Origin of the sequence: Bacteroides sp. f07 (assembly GCF_042854785.1) — a bacterium.
GTDB lineage: Bacteria > Bacteroidota > Bacteroidia > Bacteroidales > Bacteroidaceae > Bacteroides.
In genome coordinates, this window is record NZ_BAABXI010000001.1 from 3,219,555 (window position 1) to 3,236,511 (window position 16,957).

Sequence of the window (16,957 nt, forward strand, 5' to 3'; positions counted from 1 at the left end):
AAAAAGAAAATATAAAATGAAAAAACTATATATCCTAACAATCCTAATTTGTCTTATCAGTTTTGGGACAAGTTTTGCCCAAACTCTGAAAGGACATATATATGACGCCAAAACCAACGAGCCCTTGGTGGGAGCAGCCATTACCTACAAGCTCCACGGCAACCAGGGAGTAGTATCCAATATCAACGGAGAATACGAAATCAAACTTCCCGAAGGCGGAGTAGACCTCGTATTCAGTTATGTAGGCTATGATGATGTACTGATGCCTATCGTTATTGGCAAACGTGAAGTAATCACTAAAGACGTTTACATGAAGGAAAGCACCAAGCTGCTGGAAGAAGTAGTAGTCAGTGCCGGACGTTTTGAACAAAAGCTAAGCGATGTCACCGTCTCTATGGACGTTGTCAAATCGGGTGACATTGCCCGTCAGGCACCAACGGATATTTCTTCTACTCTCCGCACGCTTCCCGGTGTAGACATTGTAGACAAGCAACCTTCTATGCGCGGCGGTAGCGGCTGGACTTACGGAGTAGGTGCACGCAGCCAGATTTTAGTAGACGGCATGAGCACACTGAATCCCAAAACAGGAGAAATTAACTGGAACACCGTTCCTTTGGAGAATGTAGAGCAAGTAGAAGTTATCAAAGGAGCCTCTTCCGTATTGTATGGTTCGTCAGCTTTGAACGGTATTATCAACATTCGCACCGCCCGTCCGGGACTGACACCGAAAACACGTTTCAGTGCCTATGTCGGTATATATGGAGATGCAGAAAATGATGAATATCAATGGAGTGACAAAAGCTTTTGGAAAGACGATAAATACGCAGTGAAACCAATTCTGCGCGGAAGCCTTCTCAGCGGTGTACGGAATCCGATTTATGAAGGGTTCGACCTCTCCCACTCCCGCCGTATCGGCAATTTTGACGTCAGTGGCGGTATCAATCTTTTCACTGACGAAGGGTATCGCCAACAAGGATACAACAAACGTTTCCGCATGGGTGGCAGTCTGACTTACCACCAACCGGATATGGGAATGAAAATCCTGAATTATGGTTTCAATGTAGATTTCCTTTCCAACCAATATGGCGACTTCTTCATCTGGCGTTCACCGACGGAAGTATACAAGCCCTCTCCTTTCACCAACATGGGACGTGAAGAGAATAACTTCCATATCGACCCGTTCATCAACTACGTGAATCCCGAAAACGGTACATCACATAAGATTAAAGGACGTTTCTATTATAGTGCCGACAATATCGTACGTCCGACTGACGGGGCATCTATTACTGATATTTTGGGAAATATGGGAACAGACGCACAAACCATACAAAATATCGCAGGCGGTGATTATAGTTCACTCTATCCCGCACTGGTAGGTATCGGCTCAGGACTTGTCAACGGCAACCTGGAAGATGCAATGAACGGAATATTCACTTCATTGGGCAACATCTTCCCGAACGCAACCACCGCTGACTATTGCGATCTTATCTCATGGGCAATGGACAACGGACTCCCCGGCGATCTGGACAAATTAGTGCAAGACGGAAAATTACCAAGCGACCTTGTTCCCTGGTTGTCTAATGTCGTTAATCCTGCACGCAACAATCCGAAAACTCAGACTGATAAGAACTTCGACTATTACCTTGACTACCAGTTCAACAAGAAATGGGACTGTGGTGCACAAATCACTACCGGAGCTACTCTTGAACATATCCGCTATGATTCTGCCATTATGGACGAAGTGTACAAAAGCGATAACATCGCTGCTTTCTTCCAGTACGACCAACGCTTCTGGGATCGCCTGAGCGTATCTGCCGGTGTACGTGCCGAATATTATCGTGTAAACAACCACCACCGAGAAGCGGAAACTAAGATATTCGGGACAAAAGTTCCGTTCCGTCCCGTATTCCGTGCCGGATTGAACTATCAGTTGGCTGATTACAGCTTTATCCGCGCCAGCTTCGGACAAGGTTACCGTAACCCGTCCATCAATGAAAAATACCTGCGTAAAGATATTGGCGGTGTCGGCATTTATCCGAATCTGAACATCAATCCCGAGAAAGGATTTAATGCTGAACTTGGATTCAAACAAGGATATAAGATTGGCAATTTTCAGGGATTTGTAGATATTGCCGGATTCTATACGCAATATAAGGATATGGTTGAATTTCAGTTCGGACTGTTCAACAATGCCAATTATACGATGATTAACAGTATCGGTGATGCCATCCAAATGTTATCGGACGGCAAAGGTTTCGGTATCGGTGCCCAATTCCACAACGTATCGAAAGCTCAAATCTACGGAGTTGAAATCTCGACAAACGGCGTGTACAACTTCAATAAGAATACGAAGTTGTTCTATAACTTGGGATATGTATATACTGAACCCCGCGATGCAGATTATCAGGAACGCAATGCCGTAGAAGGCCTTTATACCGACCCATTGCAAATGAAAGAGAAATCAAACACCGGAAAGTATCTGAAATATCGCCCGAAACATAGTTTCAAAGCCACGGTAGACTTCCAGTGGAAACGTATTAATGTAGGTGCCAACGTGGCATGGAAGAGCAAGATTCTTGCAGTAGATTATCTGATGATGGATGAACGTCCCAAAATGCAAAATGACTTGATGGATTACGTACGCGGTATCCTCTTCGGTTATTCAAAAGGCGAAACGCTGGCTACTTACTGGGACAAACATAACACGCCCTATGCCACCGTTGACTTCCGTTTCGGTGTGAAAGCAACCAAAGAAGTGGCATTCCAGTTTATGGTAAACAACCTGTTTAACAAGGAATACAGTTACCGTCCGATGGCAGTAGCCGCCCCACGCACTTTCGTCCTGAAAATGGATGTCACTTTCTAAATAATTCTTAAGATTTAGTTTTGATTATGGAACGGCTGCGTTATGCAGCCGTTTTCTTTTTTTACCCTACCTGCCAACATTTATCTATATATTGCGTATCTTTACCCCCGAAAAGAAAATATACAACCGATAAAATGAAAAAACATATTGTACTTATTGCAATCCTATTTTGCGCAGCCTTTGCACAGGCACAAGAAGTTTTTGTAAATGCAGATTTTGTCAGCAGTTATATCTGGCGTGGTATAGACAGCGGCAATGCAAGTGTGCAACCCTCACTCGGACTCAACTGGAAAGGACTGACCGTCTATGCATGGGGTTCTACCGAATTTCGTGAGAAGAACAACGAGATAGACCTTTCATTGGAGTACGAATATAAAAACCTGACTCTTTACGCCAATAACTATTTTACCCAAACAGAAGATGAACCTTTCAAATACTTCAACTACAACTCACACTCCACAGGGCATACCTTTGAAGTAGGAGCCGGATATATGCTCAGTGAGAAATTCCCGTTATCAGTGAGCTGGTACACTACATTTGCCGGAAACGACTATCGGGAAAACGGAAAACGCGCCTGGTCGAGCTATTGCGAGCTGAGTTATCCGTTCTGTGTGAAAGACGTTGATTTAAGTATTGAAGCAGGCTTTACGCCTTGGGAAAGTTTCTACTCCGACAAATTCAATGTGGTCAACATCGGACTATCCGCAACAAAAGAAATCAAAATAACATCCGGCTTTTCATTACCTGTATTCGGAAAGCTGATAGCCAATCCTTACGAAGAGCAGGTTTATTTTGTATTCGGAATCACACTCTAGCAAATTTATCTATTTAATAATTTACTAATAATCACCCCCATGAAAAAACACTCTCTTATTTTCTGTGCAGGAGTTCTTTTACTGAGTGCCTGCAATCCGGCAAAAGCACCGGAAGCTATCTTGCCTGTCCCTGAAGCCAAGCAGGTGGAATGGCAAAAGATGGAAACGTATGCTTTTGTGCACTTCGGACTTAACACATTCAACGACCGCGAATGGGGATACGGAGATTCCGACCCTAAAACATTCAATCCTGCCAAACTGGATTGCGAACAGTGGGTACAGACTTTTGTAAATTCCGGAATGAAAGGAGTAATCCTGACAGCGAAACATCACGACGGATTCTGCCTATGGCCTACCCAACTAACAGAGTACTGTATCCGCAACACTCCGTATAAAGACGGGAAAGGAGATATTGTCCGCGAACTATCGGACGCCTGCAAAAAGTATGGTATCAAGTTCGCTGTTTATCTGTCGCCTTGGGACAGGCATCAAGCCAATTACGGTTCTCCAGAATACGTAGACTACTTCTATAAGCAACTCAACGAACTGCTGACCAACTACGGCGACGTATTTGAAATTTGGTTTGACGGCGCCAACGGCGGAGACGGTTGGTATGGTGGCGCAAAAGACAGCCGCACGATCGACCGTAAGACTTATTATGATTATCCAAGAGCTTACAAAATGATTGACGAACTGCAACCGCAAGCTGTCATCTTCTCTGACGGTGGTCCGGGTTGCCGCTGGGTAGGTAATGAAAAAGGATTTGCCGGAGCTACCAACTGGTCTTTCCTTCGTGCCGGAGAAGTTTATCCGGGCTATGCCAATTATCGCGAATTACAATACGGTCACGCCGACGGCAACCAATGGGTAGCTGCCGAATGTGACGTTTCCATCCGTCCGGGATGGTTCTATCATCCGGAAGAAGACGAACGTGTGAAAACAGTGGATGACCTGACTGACTTATATTACCGCAGCGTAGGACATAACGCAACGTTATTGCTGAATTTTCCCGTCGACCGCAACGGATTAATTCACCCGACAGACTCTGCTAACGCTGTTAATTTCCACAAGAACGTACAAGAACAACTGAAGAATAATCTGCTGGCAGGGATTTCTCCCAAAGCATCGGACGAACGGGGAACTGCATTCTCTGCAAAGGCTGTTACAGACAATGATTACGATACTTATTGGGCTACCAATGACGATGTAACCTCTGCCACTATCGAATTCAACTTGCCCCAACCGGAGAAAATCAACCGTATGATGTTGCAGGAATACATTCCTCTCGGACAGCGTGTAAAATCATTCGTAGTAGAATATAACCAGGAAGGTGAATGGCTTCCCGTGAAACTCAATGAAGAAACAACAACCGTTGGTTACAAACGTCTTCTCCGTTTCGAAACAATCACGACCGATAAGATTCGTGTCCGTTTCACTGATTCACGTGCTTGTCTTTGTATTAATAACATTGAAGCATTTTACGCTGGAGAAACTTCTGACACATACACCGCAAAAGCGGAAGAACTGAAGAGTTTCCCGTTCACTCTTAACGGAGTAGACGCAGAAGAAGCACAGAAATGCATGGATAAGAACGACCAAACGACCTGTTTCATCAATGGGAATACAGTATTGATTGACTTGGGAGAGGAACGCACTATCACTTCATTCCATTATCTTCCCGATCAGAGTGAATATAATAAAGGGGTAATTGCAGCCTATGAAATATCTGTCGGTATGGATAGTAAGGCAGTCAATCAGGTAGTAGCCAAAGATGAGTTTTCTAATATAAAGAATAACCCGATTCTGCAATCTGTTTACTTTACCCCTGTCAAAGCCCGCTATGTCCAGTTGAAAGCAACGCGGATGATACATGACGGAGAACCGATGGGATTGGCAGAAATCGGCATACAATAAAATAAAAGATATTTAGCCACATTCAATTTTCTAGAAAAGAAAGAGAATGTGGCTGAATATCTTTTGGGTCAAAAAAGAGGTCATGTCATTTCTGAAATGACCTCACTAATATCACAAACTAATATTATTCTTCCTTATTTATTAGGATGGGCAAAATTAAACTTCTGTTCACTCCATGCAGGAGTTCCATTAAGATTAATGTGGTTACCATTAGGACTGCTATCTTTTAACACATTACCAGTACCTTCATCACACTTCCAATAACCAATCAGTCCTTCAGAATCACTTGGTATCTGACGTGACATAGCATCCTGAATTGCACCAGCAGTCAAACACTTCTTCCACAGACGAATCTGGGCAAATTCGACCTGCATATAAGATCCAAAAGAACCATCAGCAAGCGTTATTCGTGAGAATGTATAATCTCTCGCATCAACTTTCTCTACATCCATTGCACCATCCTTGTACAAGGTAATCTTCTCTCCATCGTAAGTGTATGCTATATGATACCATGTATCAGGCCACCAGAATTCATTGCTATCCATATCGAATCCGGGGCTATCCAAATGGAACTGTAGCGTCGGAGCGATTTGTGCAACTCCGTCAGCCCAGTAACGAGGTAATATTCCATTAAAAGTTATAGGAGCAGACCCGTCACAATAAATATAGTTTCTAAACCATTTATTACTAAGCCCAACCCAATCGCCAGTTGCCATACCTGTAATATTATCAACTTTAAGCCAATACTCTATAGTCCACTGGTCAGCAGGAATCTCACTGTTAAACGTAGTTGCCGTCTTATTCCCTCTCTTCAGTATGATCGAATTTTGCTTATTAGGGGAAGTCAACAGATAAAGCATACGATTCGCGTTTCCCTTCATTTCTACCGGTCCCTCCACGGAAGTAATACGTAGCGGAATAGCATAAGCCTCACCATTTGGGGTAGTATATGGCTTTATAGTAAGATTGATAACGGGAGCTGAAACATTTCCGGCAGAAATTGTTACAGTCTTTTCAAAACTACGAAACTCTTCAGGGAGAACCAGATAGTTCGCCTCATTCTTCTGATTATAATCATCAAGCAACTGTTGGTCAATATCCAACGTTACGGTCACATCCTGGTCAATTGCACGCACCAAACGGACTGTCAACGTTTTCGTTACCTCATCTTCATCCACCAATTGCGTTTCCATCTGTTGGTCAAACTTATCAGAAGGAGCAGCTTCCTGAATATACAATCCATTATCAATAGGATTCAACTCAGCATCGTCACATCCAAAGACTGACGCTAAAATAGCTCCCATCACGATATATTTGGAAAATTTAATCATCTTCATTTTTTCTTTTTAATTATGTTCATACAATTAATGCTGAGCCGGATTCATTACCTGAATAACCTCACGCATAAAGAAATAATCATTCACCGGACGACATAGGTTAAAACGGTAAGCACCCACTCCACCAATACGGGCATTTACACCCGGACGGTAGTACATAGCCATTCCTTTTAAGGAATATGTCACAATTCCATCACGTGTTGTAAATACGGGGCCACCATCTCCTTTATGTTTCTCAAAGTCCTCGCACCATACGGTTTTACTAAGAATCGTAGCCTCATCTTCTATTGAACCAAATTTATTCAATAATCTTTGAAAACGTTCATCCAGTGAATTATAAATATCTTTATTGCCATCACCTGTATTATAATAAGCTTGAACAACATAATAGTCCAACAACTTACCGGACTCTATATTCAAAGTTTGTGGTTCGCCGTCAACCATAAGAATACGCCCTGTACCTGATTTCGGACCGAACGACTTTGACAACTCATCTAATAAGATATGCATACGATCCGAATAACTACTAATATTACCTCCATAACCGAAATTCGGTTCATAGTCAATATCAAATCCGTCATAATCATATTTATTAATAGAATCAACAATCACTTGTGCATATTTACGGATAGCTTTTTCGATACCTTCTGCCGAAGTATCTCCATGATTTCCATACCAGCCCCAGTATGCAGCCATTGCTTCATCACGAGATTCGTATTGCACACCATCCACTATAAAATCATTCTCTACTGATTCGGGAGTATGTGACCGACCAATGTTCGTGATATGTTGGCAATACAATATACGAGTGCCTTTCTTTTCTCTGACTTCTTTTAAGTCGCTTTTCTGTGCTTCCGTCAAATTAAAAGCACTGCCCCACAAAGAAACAATATCCATTGAATCGGGAATACCTCTCAACTGATTGTTCATATTGGTACCGACTCCTGTCCAATCACTATACCAGCCAAAACAAATAGGATGTTCTGACTTTTTATATTCTCTCAGTGCCTTATAATAGTCGTCACCATTAATGTTCACCGGTTCTGTGAACTTAGGTTCCATTTCTGTCCAATCGCTACACTGAATAAACATCAGTGCACCCATTGCCACAAATATGATATATAGTATTTTCTTCATATCGTAATCTTTTTTATTTTAGCTGTTAATAACTTCCATTACTCTTCAAAGCCCACCAAAGGTCGGTTCCATTGGAGTCTTTTCCACCATTAAGCATACTTACAGCCGCTTCCACATTTTCTTTATTCGTATTGTATTCGGTATCAGCAAAACGAATACGGCGTTGCCCACGTTCAACAGTACAATCCGCATTTGCAGAACTGGTTGCCGGAAAAATTCTCGGATACCCTGTACGGCGGTAATCCGCCCATCCGTTCATCGGGTCGGGATAGCAGGCAATCCACTTCTGAGTAAGAATTCTTTCCAGTTTCTCTGCATCACTGGCTCCTTCATCCCATTGAATAGTAATTGAAGACTGGTTAGTGTAATTATCCGCAGGATGCGAGCTATCTGTATAATTTCCTGGAACAGAAGTATTGTCCGCCAAATACTCATCTGCGCCGGACACATTAAATTCGGCAAATGACAACCGGACTCCCTGTTTATAGAAAGTCTCCGCGTCACCCTTCATATCCCAACCTTTCAGCTCACCCTCAGCACGTAAGAAAGCAGCTTCGGCAGCATACATTACCGGTTGCGGTAAAGACCTGCCGGTCGTTATCATAAGATTGCTATAAATACTATAATTAGAGGGAACCGGAATTTCTGTGGAACCGGAACGGACTCCGACATATTCTCCTGACAAGCCACTTGTCGATTGGGTAAAATAAGCACTTCGACGTGGATCTTTGTATCCGTTCATATAAGAAACAATACAAGCATTAGCTCTCAACTCGCCCCATCCGCTGACAATGGAATATCCATTTACACCGATGCCGCTGTGAGTCGTGTCATACGCACTTTCAGACGTAGACTCCAATACACCGCCAAGCACTGCTTCTTCTGCCTTACTTTGAGCATAATCCGCTACTCCCGATACACGGATAGCCATCCGCAGTTTCAATGTATTAGCAAACTTCACCCACTTTGCGCAATCACCGCCATAGAACTGGTCGACTGTTGCCAAATCCTGATTAATACCTAATTCTGCAGCTGATTTCAATATGGTAATCACATTATCCAAGTCATCAAACATTGCACGCCAGGCAGTCGGTTCATCATCATAAAGAGATTTTATATCGCCTGATGTCACTTTAGAATATGGGATAGGACCTTGCAAGGAAGCCATCAGTTGCATGGCATAAATACGCGTCAACTGTGCCATGGCATAAATAACGCCTTTCTTCTCCGTAGCTTCTTCAATCCGAAAGAAATTCGGATAAATCTGACCATAAATAGTTCCCCATGAAGCACGGTTATGGTCTTCCATCGCATTATAATAAGCAAAAAGATTTCTGCCTTTACCCCAATCGTAAGGCGCAGTAATCTGCCCGCTAAAACAAGCCCACATACAGTTTATAGCCTGGCAGTCGTTTTGTTGAGGAGATGCATAGACCTTAAACATAGTCGACAGCAAGCTGTTGGCGGGAACTTTCCCCGGTTGGTACGGATTGGTATTGTATTCCTCAAAATTAGTAGTACATCCTACCATCATCAGACACATAGCTACACCTGCACCAATATTTCTTATTATTTTATTCATACCTATTATTATTTAAAACTGAAATTTGACATTAAATCCAAAGTTTCTCGTACTCGGAAGCATATATGAATCGAATCCCTGATAAAAATTGGAAGATGCAGAAGTCGTTATTTCCGGATCGAAAGGAGCTTTACAATAAATCATCCACAGGTTCTTTCCTACAAGTCCGACAGTCATTCCCATGCTGTTACCAAACCATTTCTTCGGCAATGTATAGCTCAGGCTCAGTTCTCCTAAACGCACGTTAGTAGCACTATAGGTATGATAAATGGAAGCCCCCTGGATAGTCTGAAAATAAGAGCGTGCATCTACCTTTGCCTGATTAATAACCACACCACCTGCATCGCGTACATCAGCACTAACCTTTGATACGCCGGCAGCATCAAGAATTGACTGTGTTTCACTTATTACAATACCTCCAAAACGACCGGTAAATGTCATACCCAGGTTGACACCTTTATATCCGAATCCTAAATTCCATCCCATATTCATCTTAGGCAGAATAGAACCCAAATGAGTTTCTTTATTTTCCAAGGAAAGACCTACTCCATCCTCATTGAGGATGTATCCGTTCAAATCACGTTTCAGCACTTTCTGTCCGTATACATCTCCCATCGAACCGCCTACACGCAGAACCAAGTGAGCATCCGTCTTTCCATAAGTCATCATTTCAAGTTCCGGCATTTCTATCGGTTCTCCCGTAGCATAGTTATAGACACCATCGGCTAGTTGCTTGATTTTATTACGGTTCCAAGTCAATGTATAGTTAGTGGAGAAAGAGAAATCGCCCCATTTCTTATCGTAGCCCAAAGCCATTTCGATACCTTCATTCATAATGTTTCCACTCTGAATCGGAATTTTAGAATATCCGGAAGATTCGGACAAGCTGGCATAAAATGTCTGGTTGTAAGTATTGGAACGATAATAAGTCAAGTTGAAGCTAATATCATTCAGGAATTTGGCATCTACACCTATTTCCCATGATTTCGTGCGTTCCGGTTTTAATTTAGTGTTCGGATAAATAGATGTACTGGTCCAATTATGCGATGCTTCGTCATATGGGTAAGTAATGGATGTCATGAAACGGTCGTAAGAGTTACCTACCTCTGTGTATGAACCGCGAACCTTCAGGAATGACAACCAGTCCGGCGCATCAAACATGCTGGAAATAATAGCCGAAAGACCTACCGAGGGATAGAAGAATGACTTATAGTCAGAAAATGCCAATCTGGAATCCCAGTCATTACGACCGGTGACAGTCAGATAAAGCATTGACTTCCACCCGAGTTCAGCATTTGCAAAAATAGCTCTTGTCTGGTCATGCCAACCGTCCTGTTTAGGTTTCCACGCTTCATCGAAGTTGATATTATGTACGGCAAAGAAATTAAGAATCTTCAAACCGCCTTCATACCCCATAGATTCATAGCGATTGTCGTTTAAAGATACGCCCAGGTTCACATTAACCGACCAGTCATTGATATTCTTATTCACTGTAGCAATAGCATCCGCATATGTACTCTTTGATTGTGCCCAAGAATCAGCATAAGTACCTCTGTCACCAGCAACCAGGCTACCGGTAGAAGCATATGCCTTATATGTCCTGCGGTTTTCATAATTGTCAACCTTCACACGCCCTGTTACATCCAGCCAATCAAATATCTGGTATTTGAGAGAAGCGTTGACCATGTAACGGGTCTTTTTATTTTCACGTATCTGGCGATTTTGTATCCAGTATGGATTTGCCAGTCCACTTGAAGTTCCTCCATAAGGCCAGTATTGTTCCATGATATCCAAACCTTCATTATATCGCTCATACATACGCAAATCTTCAAAGTTTTCGGAACGAGGGAAGCGATAAAGTCCGGGCAGAGGATTATAGTAATATCCCTGGGACATCATGTTTTTATCATTCTGAAGAATATAACTCGCACCGGCATCCAAGGTCATTTTGTCATTCAAAAAACTGGTTGTGTTGCGTACGGTAAAATTATAACGGTTATATCCGCTGTTAGGCAGAATATTTGTCGTATTGGTGGTAGAAGCAGACAGATAAGCCTGATTCTTTTTATTACCGGTAGATAAAGACATCGAATTGATTATATTACTTCCTGTACGGAAGAAATCACGCGGATCGTAATCACTGTTTACAATCGGTCCCCAACTATCCAAATTTCCCGCAACGTTTCCATATTTGCTCTGCATTTCAGGCATCATGGCTACTTTGGAGAAAGTGGTATTATTGGAAACGGTTACAGATGTCTTGTCTACCGAGCCTTTCTTTGTAGTAATTAATACAACTCCGGCAGCGGCAGCATTACCGTACAATGCAGCAGCGGAAGGACCTGTCAACATGGAGATTGATTCAATATCTTCGGGGTTGATATCGGCAGCACCATCTGTACCCGGCTGATCGGAATAAATACTTCCGCCACCACCGTTCGACATATTGTACATCGGCACACCGTCAATCACATAAAGTGCAAGGTTGGAAGAAGTGATGGATTTGACACCACGCATAACGACACGTGAAGCACCACCGGTTGTATTAGATGAATTGATAGTAACACCCGCTACCTTACCATTCAAAGAAGAAATAAAATTGGCATCTTTGATTGTAGTCAATTCATCGCCTTTCACTTGCTGTACGTTGTATGACAAAGCCTTTTCCGAACGCTTGATACCTAATGCGGTAACAACAACTTCATCCAACACCTCAGCATCCTGTTTCAATACAATCTGATAAAATTCTTTATTAGAGGCTGCAACTATTTGAGTAGCATATCCTATATAAGATATTTTCAGTTTGGAATTGCTGAATGCTTTGATTGTAAAGTTTCCGTCTATATCCGTAATGGTACCCGTAGAGCTTCCGTCAACAGAGATGTTCACACCGATTAACGGTTCGCCACTTTCATCGACAACTTTACCTTTGATTGTTTTCGCAATCTGTTGCGTCACTGGCTTTTGTTCAGTTATTATGATATAATTATCATGGATTTGATAAATGAAACCTGTTCCTTTCAAGATTTCATCGAGTGCGGTAGTCACAAGTGCGTTTTTCAAGTTCAGATTAACAATTGTCTTTCCTCTCAATTGAGAATTACTATAATTTATTGACATTTGAGTCTGTTTTTCCACAGTCTTCAATGCTTCAATCACAGTAATATTTTTCTGTTGGATAGTGATTTTACTATCCTTTTGTCCCAAAACAAGCGTAGGTATCATTAATAATACTAAAAAAGGAAGAAAAACTTGCTTTTGGAATACTCGTCCTGCTATTTCTTTATATTTTTGTAGCATCTTTCTCGTATTAGTAAATTGGTTATTATTTCTATTTAATCGTTAGGAGTTTGCGTCAATTAAACGCTAATATCAGGAAAGTTTTTGATTTCATATCCGGAAGGAACTGGCATTCCCTCCGGGTATTTTTTTACATGGTGTGCTAAGTTAACAATTAGACAATAGGGATTATTTTTTATCAGTTATATAGCATTTATTATCTTTAATCACATAGTGGATATCTCCTGTTACCTGCGATACAATTTTCATAATTTCATCCAAAGTCGCCTGTTTGGGAAAACGGAAACTGTATGTGTTATTATTCAAACTATGGAAACTATATACAAAAGTATAAGGATATTTACGTTCAAGTCTCGTAAATATGTCTTCCAAATGCGCATCACTAAATACAGTTTCTCCCCGTTGCCAAGCCAGTACATCATCAACTTGTGATTGTTGCAAACTACTTTTCTTCGTCAACTTATTATAAGATAACTGTTCATTGGGTTTCAATATAACACTTGAAATCAAATTATTATATTCCACTTTTACACTACCCGAAATCAAAGTAGCATGTACTTCTTCATTTTCCGAATAAGAGTTTACATTAAATTCCGTACCTAAGGCTGTCACCTGAAAATCAGCACCTTTTACTATAAATGGATGTTTTTTATCTGGCTTCACCTTAAAATAAGCCTCCCCCATCAGGTAGACACTTCTAGTTTCACCACTAAAACTCTCCGGGTAGAACAAGGTACTTTTAGAGTTTAGCATTACAGAACTGCCATCCGGCAAAGTCAATTCACGTATTTCCGCAGTTGGTATATAACATTCTATCAAATCACCGGAAAAATCCCCTTTCTCTAAAAGTAAATAGATAGAAACTGACGATACTGCCAACAACAGCGCTGCAGCCACCTGCCAAACCCGTAATATATATTTCTTCTGTGATGAGGCAGGCCGGATACCTATATTTTGTTGCATACACCGTATGGATTGCTTCATTCCTTGGGGAACTTTCTCCTGACCGGCTTCCTTCCAAAGAGTATTAAGAGCTTCCATCTTCTCCTCAGCATGGTCTTCGTCTGCCAACCAGTGCCGGAATTGCTTCTGCACTGAAATCGGATAATCATTTTGACTAAACAGTTCTATTACTTGTCGAATATAATTCTTCATCATTATTTCTTTTTTATTTCGGCCTTATACTTTAAAGACAACTAAAAACAATGTACTACTTAAGGATACTAACAAAAAAATTAAAAAAAGAAGTATTTTCTTTAGGTCTATTAATGCCAAATAGACTTGATGTTCCACTGTACGAATAGAAACACCCAGTTTTTCCGCAATATCTTTATAGCTTAATCCTTGGAATCTGCTGGCTTCAAAAATCACCCTCCGACGCTCGGGCATCTTCGCCAAAGCAAGCCGGAGTATCATAAGCAACTCTTTATAATAGATATTCTTCAGAGCCTGGTCATCTTCTATTATTTCGCAAAGTATCGCATTCTCCGCAAAATCTGCCTGATAGTCCTGCTCGATACGCTGATGCTTAAACATATTAAGAATGATATTCCGTGTTGCTACAAAAATATACCCATCCAATTTATCATTGGGGGGTTGCCATATTTCCGGTTGTTGCCAGAGTTTACAAAAAACATCTTGTGCGACATCTTCTGCATCTTCATCCGACTTTAACAACCGCCGGGCAAAATTTTTCACTTTAGGAAAGTTAGTGATAAAAAAATACTGGAAGTCTTTTTCCATTTGTTTTTGATTATTTTCCATCATAATACGTTAAAGTAACAACGGACAAATTAAGCACATTGACAGCAAAAAAACAACAGTAATATTGTTTTTTATCAAATAAGGCAAAATAAGAAAAAACAATTGCCAAGAATAAGAATATCCTTGAAACATATTCATTTATATAAGAAAAGACAAACCTCTAAAATCGTCCTTTTTTGCTCAAAATTCTTAAACCTGTGCATTTTTTACTCGGATTTCTTGTCAGAACCAAGTGTTTGAGTAATTTTGCATGCTGATAGTTAACCGGATAGTTTGGATAGCAAGAGATTACTACTTGACTACTGGCTGCTAACTTGTAGAAATACTAATACTAAAATTTATAGCATGAGTTTGAAAATTGTTGTATTGGCAAAACAAGTTCCCGACACACGTAATGTTGGGAAGGATGCCATGAAAGCCGACGGGACGATTAACCGTGCGGCACTTCCCGCCATCTTCAACCCCGAAGACCTGAATGCTCTTGAGCAAGCGCTTCGATTGAAAGATGCTCATCCAGGCTCTACCGTAACCATCCTGACAATGGGACCGGGACGGGCAGCCGACATTATTCGTGAAGGACTTTTCCGTGGTGCAGATAACGGTTACTTGCTGACCGACCGTGCTTTCGCTGGTGCAGATACACTGGCTACTTCTTACGCACTGGCTACCGCCATCCGCAAAATCGGTGACTGTGACATTATTATCGGTGGTCGTCAGGCTATCGACGGTGATACAGCCCAGGTAGGTCCTCAAGTAGCAGAGAAGCTGGGATTGACGCAAATTACATACGCAGAAGAAATTCTGGAAGTGGGCGATGGTAAAATCAAAGTGAAACGCCACATTGATGGCGGCGTTGAAACAGTAGAAGGTCCGTTGCCTATCGTGATTACCGTAAACGGCTCGGCAGCCCCCTGCCGTCCGCGCAACGCGAAACTGGTTCAGAAATACAAACATGCCAAGACTGTCACTGAAAAACAGCAGGGTAATCTTGATTATACAGACCTGTATGACAAGCGCGACTATCTGAATCTAGCAGAATGGAGTGTAGCTGACGTAAACGGTGACCTCGCACAATGCGGTCTGTCCGGTTCGCCGACAAAAGTGAAAGCCATCCAGAACATCGTGTTCCAGGCTAAAGAGAGCAAAACCATCAGCGGCAGCGACCGTGACGTGGAAGACCTGATTGTTGAACTATTAGCTAACCACACCATCGGATAATCATGAATAACTTATTTGTATATTGCGAAATAGAAGAAGGTAACGTTGCAGACGTCAGTCTCGAACTTCTGACCAAAGGTCGTTCGTTAGCCAACCAGTTGAACTGTCAGCTCGAAGCTGTGGTTGCCGGAAGCGACCTCAAAGATATTGAAAAACAAATTCTTCCTTACGGAGTAGACAAACTTCACGTTTTCGACGGTGAAGGACTCTATCCTTATACTTCACTTCCTCACACCTCTATTTTGGTGAACCTCTTTAAAGAAGAGCAACCGCAAATCTGCCTGATGGGTGCTACCGTTATCGGTCGTGACCTCGGTCCGCGCGTTTCTTCTGCTTTAACCAGCGGGCTGACTGCCGACTGTACTTCACTCGAAATCGGTGACCATGAAGACAAGAAAGAAGGCAAGACTTACAAGAACCTGTTGTACCAGATTCGTCCGGCATTCGGCGGTAACATCGTTGCTACGATTGTAAACCCCGAACACCGCCCGCAAATGGCAACTGTCCGCGAAGGCGTGATGAAGAAAGAAATCCTCTCTCCGACTTATCAGGGAGAAGTAATTCGTCACGACGTGAAGAAATATGTAGCCGATACGGACTATGTAGTGAAAGTAATCGAACGCCACGTAGAAAAGGCAAAGAACAACCTGAAAGGTTCTCCAATTATCGTAGCCGGTGGTTACGGTGTAGGTTCGAAAGAAAACTTCGACCTGCTGTTTGACCTCGCTAAAGAACTTCACGCAGAAGTAGGCGCCAGCCGTGCTGCCGTTGACGCAGGTTTCGCAGAGCACGACCGTCAAATCGGCCAGACGGGGGTAACGGTTCGCCCGAAACTCTACATCGCTTGTGGTATTTCCGGACAGATTCAGCATATCGCCGGTATGCAGGAAAGTGGTATCATCATCTCCATCAACAACGACCCGGACGCTCCTATCAACACGATTGCCGATTACGTAATCAACGGAACTATCGAAGAAGTTGTGCCGAAGATGATTAAGTATTATAAACAAAATAGCAAGTAAGG

At 42.1% G+C, this 16,957-nt stretch carries 11 protein-coding genes; 5 read left to right on the forward strand and 6 right to left on the reverse strand.

Features of this window, described 5'->3' with window-relative positions:
• Positions 1-16: 16 nt before the first annotated feature.
• The 3 genes from ACGHVY_RS13125 to ACGHVY_RS13135 all read left to right on the forward strand — a co-directional run bounded on the left by ACGHVY_RS13125 (position 17) and on the right by ACGHVY_RS13135 (position 5,595).
• Positions 17-2,866: a TonB-dependent receptor domain-containing protein gene (locus ACGHVY_RS13125; protein WP_390599426.1), complete on the forward strand. Its 2,850-nt coding sequence runs from the start codon at positions 17-19 to the stop codon at positions 2,864-2,866.
• A 134-nt stretch (positions 2,867-3,000) separates the two neighbouring features.
• Positions 3,001-3,681, forward strand: coding sequence for a hypothetical protein (locus ACGHVY_RS13130; RefSeq protein ID WP_390599427.1), 681 nt, complete (start codon positions 3,001-3,003; stop codon positions 3,679-3,681).
• Positions 3,682-3,720: 39 nt separating this feature from the next.
• Positions 3,721-5,595 carry an alpha-L-fucosidase gene (locus ACGHVY_RS13135; RefSeq protein WP_390599428.1) on the forward strand — a complete coding sequence of 625 codons (1,875 nt, stop codon included), beginning with the start codon at positions 3,721-3,723 and terminating at the stop codon, positions 5,593-5,595.
• Positions 5,596-5,729: 134 nt separating this feature from the next.
• Here the strand turns inward: ACGHVY_RS13135 and ACGHVY_RS13140 are convergent, their stop codons facing one another.
• The 6 genes from ACGHVY_RS13140 to ACGHVY_RS13165 form a co-directional block, all read right to left on the reverse strand.
• Positions 5,730-6,932 (reverse strand): BT_3987 domain-containing protein, encoded by a 1,203-nt coding sequence (locus ACGHVY_RS13140; RefSeq protein ID WP_308745403.1) that lies wholly within the window; start codon positions 6,930-6,932, stop codon positions 5,730-5,732.
• 27 nt (positions 6,933-6,959) lie between these two features.
• Positions 6,960-8,069 (reverse strand): glycoside hydrolase family 18, encoded by a 1,110-nt coding sequence (locus ACGHVY_RS13145; protein ID WP_390599429.1) that lies wholly within the window; start codon positions 8,067-8,069, stop codon positions 6,960-6,962.
• Between the two features lie 25 nt (positions 8,070-8,094).
• A complete protein-coding gene (locus tag ACGHVY_RS13150; RefSeq protein WP_390599430.1) occupies positions 8,095-9,651 on the reverse strand; it encodes a SusD/RagB family nutrient-binding outer membrane lipoprotein in 1,557 nt (518 codons plus the stop codon).
• 12 nt (positions 9,652-9,663) lie between these two features.
• Entirely contained in the window at positions 9,664-12,951 is a 3,288-nt protein-coding gene (locus tag ACGHVY_RS13155; protein ID WP_390599431.1) for a SusC/RagA family TonB-linked outer membrane protein, read from the reverse strand.
• A gap of 168 nt (positions 12,952-13,119) precedes the next feature.
• Positions 13,120-14,106, reverse strand: a complete 987-nt coding sequence (locus ACGHVY_RS13160) for a FecR family protein (protein ID WP_390599686.1) — start codon at positions 14,104-14,106, stop codon at positions 13,120-13,122.
• A gap of 24 nt (positions 14,107-14,130) precedes the next feature.
• The gene (locus tag ACGHVY_RS13165; protein ID WP_390599687.1) at positions 14,131-14,715 is read right to left on the reverse strand and encodes an RNA polymerase sigma-70 factor; all 585 of its coding nucleotides are present in this window, start codon (positions 14,713-14,715) and stop codon (positions 14,131-14,133) included.
• A 345-nt stretch (positions 14,716-15,060) separates the two neighbouring features.
• On the opposite strand from ACGHVY_RS13165, the gene ACGHVY_RS13170 reads away from it, so the two are divergent.
• Together ACGHVY_RS13170 and ACGHVY_RS13175 are read left to right on the forward strand one after the other, a co-directional pair.
• Positions 15,061-15,933, forward strand: a complete 873-nt coding sequence (locus ACGHVY_RS13170) for an electron transfer flavoprotein subunit beta/FixA family protein (protein WP_308745408.1) — start codon at positions 15,061-15,063, stop codon at positions 15,931-15,933.
• Between the two features lie 2 nt (positions 15,934-15,935).
• Positions 15,936-16,955: an electron transfer flavoprotein subunit alpha/FixB family protein gene (locus tag ACGHVY_RS13175; protein WP_308745409.1), complete on the forward strand. Its 1,020-nt coding sequence runs from the start codon at positions 15,936-15,938 to the stop codon at positions 16,953-16,955.
• Positions 16,956-16,957: the final 2 nt, after the last annotated feature.